Origin of the sequence: Kitasatospora sp. NPDC059817 (assembly GCF_042731835.1) — a bacterium.
GTDB lineage: Bacteria > Actinomycetota > Actinomycetes > Streptomycetales > Streptomycetaceae > Kitasatospora.
The window spans coordinates 1187-6451 of sequence record NZ_JBHWIR010000282.1; the positions used below are offsets into that span (position 1 = coordinate 1187).

The following is a 5265-nucleotide window of genomic DNA, read 5'->3' on the forward strand; positions in this document are numbered from 1 at the left end:
TGAGCGCGCTCCCGCCCCGTGCGGCCCCCACAACCCCCGCGCCGCCCCCCGCCCCGCCCGCGGCCGCCCCCCCCCCCCGCGCGTGGGCCCCCCGCGCCCCCCCCCCCCGGCCGTGTCGGCGGCGCCGCTCACGCCGGGCCTGCCCGGCAGCGGCGCCCGGATCGTCAGATCCGGGCCACGCCCTCGGCCCGGGCGGCCTCGGCGACGGCCTTGGTGACCGCCGGGGCGACCCGCTCGTCGAACGGCGAGGGGATGACCTTCTGCGGCGTCAGCTCGTCGGCGACGACACCGGCCAGCGCCTTGGCGGCGGCCAGCTTCATGCCCTCGGTGATCCGGCTGGCCCGCACCTGGAGGGCGCCGGCGAAGATGCCGGGGAAGGCCAGCACGTTGTTGATCTGGTTCGGGAAGTCGCTGCGCCCGGTGGCGACGACCGCCGCGTACTTGTGCGCGACCTCGGGGTGGATCTCCGGGGTGGGGTTGGCCATCGCGAAGATGAACGCGCCCGCGGCCATGGTCGCGACGACCTCCTCCGGCACGGTGCCGCCGGAGACGCCGATGAACACGTCGGCGCCGGCCATCGCGTCGGCCAGGGTGCCCTTGAGGCCGGTGCGGTTGGTCAGTTCGGCGATCTCGGCCTTGACGTCGGTGAGGTCGCCGCGGCCGTCGTACACCACGCCCTTGCGGTCGCAGACCGCGACGTCGCCGATGCCCGCCGCCACCAGCATCTTGGCGATGGCGATGCCGGCCGCGCCGGCGCCGGAGATGACGGCCCGCAGCGAGCCGATCTCACGGCCGGTCACCTTGGCCGCGTTCCACAGGGCGGCGGTGGTGACGATCGCGGTGCCGTGCTGGTCGTCGTGGAAGACCGGGATGTCCACGGCCTCCTGGAGCCGACGCTCGATCTCGAAGCAGCGGGGGGCGGAGATGTCCTCCAGGTTGACGCCGCCGAAGGAGGGCGCCAGCCGCACCACGGTCTCGACGATCTCGTCGACCTCGGTGCAGGCGAGCGCGATCGGCACCGCGTCCACGCCGCCGAACTGCTTGAACAGGATGGCCTTGCCCTCCATCACGGGCAGGGAGGCCTCCGGGCCGATGTCGCCGAGGCCCAGCACGGCGGTGCCGTCGGTGACCACGGCGACGGTGTTGGACTTCCAGGTGTAGTCGTTGACCAGCTCCGGCTGCTCGGCGATGGCCGTGCAGACGCGGGCGACACCGGGCGTGTAGGCGAGGGACAGGTCGTCCGCGTCGCGCACCGGGACGGTCGCCCTGATCTCCATCTTGCCGCCGCGGTGGAGCGCGAAAACGGCGTCGACCGGATCGACGGTGTCCTGGGTGCTGCTGATGATCTCCGCTGCCACGATGACCTCTTCGTCATTGATCTGGCGAGGGTGCGCGACCGACGGACAGGACGACCCGTCCGGAAACCGGAAACCGGGTACGCCGAAGCGGACCCGGGGGCTGGGTCGGGGCGCTGCCGTCGGGCGGCGCCCTCGGATGAGGGTTTTATGGGTCTTGTTGGTCCGCGTTGTGCTTCCGGGCCGAGCGTAGGTCGGACCAAGGCATCGCACCTATGCCTTTTCGTCCTCGTCACGTGCAGTTCATCGCCGAGCTGTCGCGTCACTGGGGCCCGGCGTCGGAAGCGCCGGGCTCCGGCGGCGGCAACGGTGATGGCGGCACGCGCACCCGCAGGAGTGAACGCAGACGCGCTGGGGAGTCGGCGTCCCGGATACGGAGCCACGTGATGACTTCCGTTCCCGGACACCCCGAGCCTGTCGGGGCTCGTCGGTCTGGTTCGAGCGTTCGGGGGTCACCCGGTACCGAATTCTGACACACCCGCTGCCGGGCCCGGGAGTGCGGGATGGCCGGATCGCATGTCCGCCATTTCGCGTACACCCACGCGTCACCGTGGCGGCCGCACGTCCCTGCGCCGTGGTCGACGGCGGCATCCGAGCCGGGGGCGGCGGGCCTCCGGGCACCGGGCAGAGGGATCTGCATACTTATGCACGGAGTGACAGGAACACGGAATAAGTCCGAATAGCGGACAGCCCGGGCCCTCGTTATCCGATTTTGATCTGGATGAGGGCCATCTGACCGTTCACAGATGGCAGGATTCCCCCCATCTCGGATCGAGCCGGCCACTGGTCGAGGCGGTTCGCTTGACGTCCACCTCGGCGGAGGGTGGCGGAAGCAGTACCCCGCAGCAACCTGGGCGGCCCGTCCGCACAGGCACCGCACCACCCGGCCCTGCACGTACGACGACGTACAGCGAAATACACCCGTACAGCGCCGTACGAACCTGCCGCCCCGGTGTGCCGCCCCCCCGCGGCGCGCTCCGCCCGCCCTCTCCCTCAGGAGGAGATCCCCCTCATGACCGCCCGTACCCAGCGCACCCGGCTTCTCGCGGCCGGCGCGGTTGCCGCCTCCGTCACCCTCGTCCTGACCGGCTGCAGCAGCAGCAAGAGCGACGGTGGCAGCGGCGCGCCCAACGCCTCCGCGACCGTCAACGCGGTCAAGGCCGACGACAAGCTCGCCGCCCTCGTCCCCGCCGACGTCAAGTCCTCCGGCAAGCTCCTGGTCGGCGCGGACGCCTCGTACGCGCCGGACGAGTTCAAGGACGACAGCGGCAAGGTCATCGGCATGGACGTGGACCTGGCCAACGCCATCGCGGCCAAGCTCGGGCTGAAGGCCGACGTCCAGGACTCCGGCTTCACCGCGATCATCCCCGGCATCCAGTCGAACAAGTTCCAGCTCGGCATGTCGTCCTTCACGGACAACAAGGAGCGCGAGCAGGTCGTCGACATGGTGACCTACTTCAACTCCGGCAGCGCCATCGCGGTCAAGAAGGGCAACCCCGACAAGGTCGACCCCAACGACCTGTGCGGCAAGAAGGTCGCCGTCCAGACCGGCACCACCCAGGCCGACGAGATCAAGGACACCCGCAACCCGGACTGCGCCAAGAACGGGAAGCCGGGCATCCAGAACGACGGCGACAAGTTCGACCTCCAGACGGACGTCACCAACGCCGTCGTCTCCGGCCGCGACCAGGCCATGATGGCCGACTCCCAGGTCGTCGACTACGCGATCAAGCAGGCCGGCGGCCAGCTGGAGAAGCTCGGCTCCACCTACGGCGTGGCCCCCTACGGCGTCGCCGTCGCCAAGGGCTCCAAGCTCACCCCCGCGATCCAGGGCGCCGTCCAGTCGCTGATCGACGACGGCACCTACAAGCAGATCCTCACCAAGTGGGGCGTCGAGTCCGGCGCCCTCGACAAGTCGACCGTCAACGGCGCCGTGAGCTGACCGTCCGCCTGCTCCATCTCTCCCCCGAGGCCACACCGTGAACTCTCTGGACAAGGGGAAGGCGGAGGAGGGACGGCCTGAGACCATCAAGGCCGTCCCGGTCCGCCACCCCGGACGCTGGGTGGGCGCCGTCGTCATCGCCCTGCTTGCGGCGATGCTGCTGAGCGCCCTCTTCACCAACCCCGCTTTCAAGTGGGACATCGTCGGGCAGTACCTGTTCCACGACAGCATCGTGCACGGCATGGTCGTCACGCTGGAACTGACCGTCCTCTCCATGCTGATGGGCGTGATCGGCGGCATCGTCCTCGCCGTGATGCGCCTGTCCCCGAACCCCCTGCTCTCCGGCACCGCCTGGATGTACATCTGGGTCTTCCGCGGCACCCCGGTGCTGGTGCAGCTGGTGTTCTGGAACTTCCTCGGCCTGATCTGGGCCAAGCTGTCGATCGGCGTCCCGTGGGGGCCGGAGTTCTGGTCCGCAGACACCAACGTCCTGATCCCGACCTTCGTCGCCGCCCTGCTGGGCCTCGGCCTCAACGAGGCCGCCTACATGGCGGAGATCGTCCGCGGCGGCATCCAGTCGGTGGACGAGGGCCAGACCGAGGCCGCCCACGCGCTCGGCATGAGCCGGTTCCAGACCATGCGCCGGATCGTCCTGCCCCAGGCCATGCGGGTGATCATCCCGCCGACCGGCAACGAGACCATCTCGATGCTCAAGACCACCTCACTGGTCAGCGTGATCTCCCTGGAGGAGATCTTCCGGGCCGGTCAGGTCATCTACTCCCGGAACTACCAGAACATCCCGCTGCTGATCGTGGTCAGCCTCTGGTACCTGTTCTTCACCTCGCTGCTGACCATCGGCCAGTACTACATCGAGCGCTACTACGCCCGCGGCTCCAACCGGACCCTCCCGCCCACCCCGGTGCAGCGGCTGCGGGGCCTGTTCGCCGGGAAGCCCGCCCCGAAGACCGGCGCCGACGTCGTCCCGGGGCTTGAGGGAGGTGGTCACGTATGACCGGCCTGAGCAAGACCCCGGCCGCCGCCACCGGGCAGCCGATGGTGCGCGCCGAGAGCGTCCACAAGTCCTACGGCTCCGTGCACGTGCTCAAGGGCATCGACCTGGAGGTCAAGCAGGGCGAGGTGTTCTGCCTGATCGGCCCCTCCGGCTCCGGCAAGTCGACCTTCCTGCGGTGCATCAACCACCTGGAGAAGATCAACGGCGGACGCCTCTGGGTGGACGGCGAACTGGTCGGCTACCAGCAGAAGGGCGACAAGCTCTACGAGCTCAAGGACCGCGAGGTCGCCGTCAAGCGGCGCGACATCGGCATGGTCTTCCAGCGCTTCAACCTGTTCCCGCACATGACGGCCGTCGAGAACGTCATGGAGGCCCCGGTCCAGGTCAAGGGCGAGAGCAAGGCCGCCGCCCGGGAGCGGGCGATGGTCCTGCTGGAGCGGGTCGGCCTCGCCGACAAGGCGAAGAACTACCCCTCCCAGCTCTCCGGCGGCCAGCAGCAGCGCGTCGCGATCGCCCGCGCGCTGGCCATGAAGCCCAAGCTGATGCTGTTCGACGAGCCCACCTCGGCGCTCGACCCCGAACTGGTCGGCGACGTCCTCGACGTCATGCGCGGCCTCGCCGAGGAGGGCATGACCATGGTGGTCGTCACCCACGAGATGGGCTTCGCCCGCGAGGTCGGCGACGCGCTGGTGTTCATGGACGGCGGTGTGGTGGTCGAGTCCGGCAACCCCCGCGAGGTGCTCACCGACCCCCGGCACGAGCGCACCCGCGCCTTCCTCTCCAAGGTGCTGTAGAACCGTACCGACCGGGGGGCCGCCCCGGGGGGGCCCCCCGGCGCCCCCCGGCCCGCCCCCCGGCCCCCCGGCGTCCCGGCCCGCCGGATCGGCTGGGTCGGTCGCGCCGGCGAGCCGCTGCAACCCGTCGGCGACGGCCGCTGGCGCTGCCCCCGCACCGGC

The 5265-nt window shown here is 70.3% G+C and carries 4 protein-coding genes and 1 pseudogene; 4 read left to right on the forward strand and 1 reads right to left on the reverse strand.

Features of this window, described 5'->3' with window-relative positions; translation table 11 throughout:
* Window positions 1–164 precede the first annotated feature (164 nt).
* Complete coding sequence (locus ACFV61_RS33275) at window positions 165–1358, reverse strand: NADP-dependent malic enzyme (RefSeq protein ID WP_063347848.1); 1194 nt, start codon at window positions 1356–1358, stop codon at window positions 165–167.
* Between the two features lie 1009 nt (window positions 1359–2367).
* On the opposite strand from ACFV61_RS33275, the gene ACFV61_RS33280 reads away from it, so the two are divergent.
* The 4 genes and pseudogenes from ACFV61_RS33280 to ACFV61_RS33295 all read left to right on the forward strand — a co-directional run.
* Window positions 2368–3297, forward strand: coding sequence for an ABC transporter substrate-binding protein (locus ACFV61_RS33280; RefSeq protein WP_380495772.1), 930 nt, complete (start codon window positions 2368–2370; stop codon window positions 3295–3297).
* A 37-nt stretch (window positions 3298–3334) separates the two neighbouring features.
* On the forward strand, window positions 3335–4309 hold the full coding sequence (locus tag ACFV61_RS33285) for an amino acid ABC transporter permease (RefSeq protein WP_063347850.1): 975 nt from the start codon (window positions 3335–3337) through the stop codon (window positions 4307–4309).
* Between the two features lie 41 nt (window positions 4310–4350).
* A complete protein-coding gene (locus ACFV61_RS33290; protein ID WP_107453034.1) occupies window positions 4351–5103 on the forward strand; it encodes an amino acid ABC transporter ATP-binding protein in 753 nt (250 codons plus the stop codon).
* 69 nt (window positions 5104–5172) lie between these two features.
* Window positions 5173–5265 (forward strand): annotated as a pseudogene (locus tag ACFV61_RS33295) (N-acetyltransferase); the annotation flags it as partial.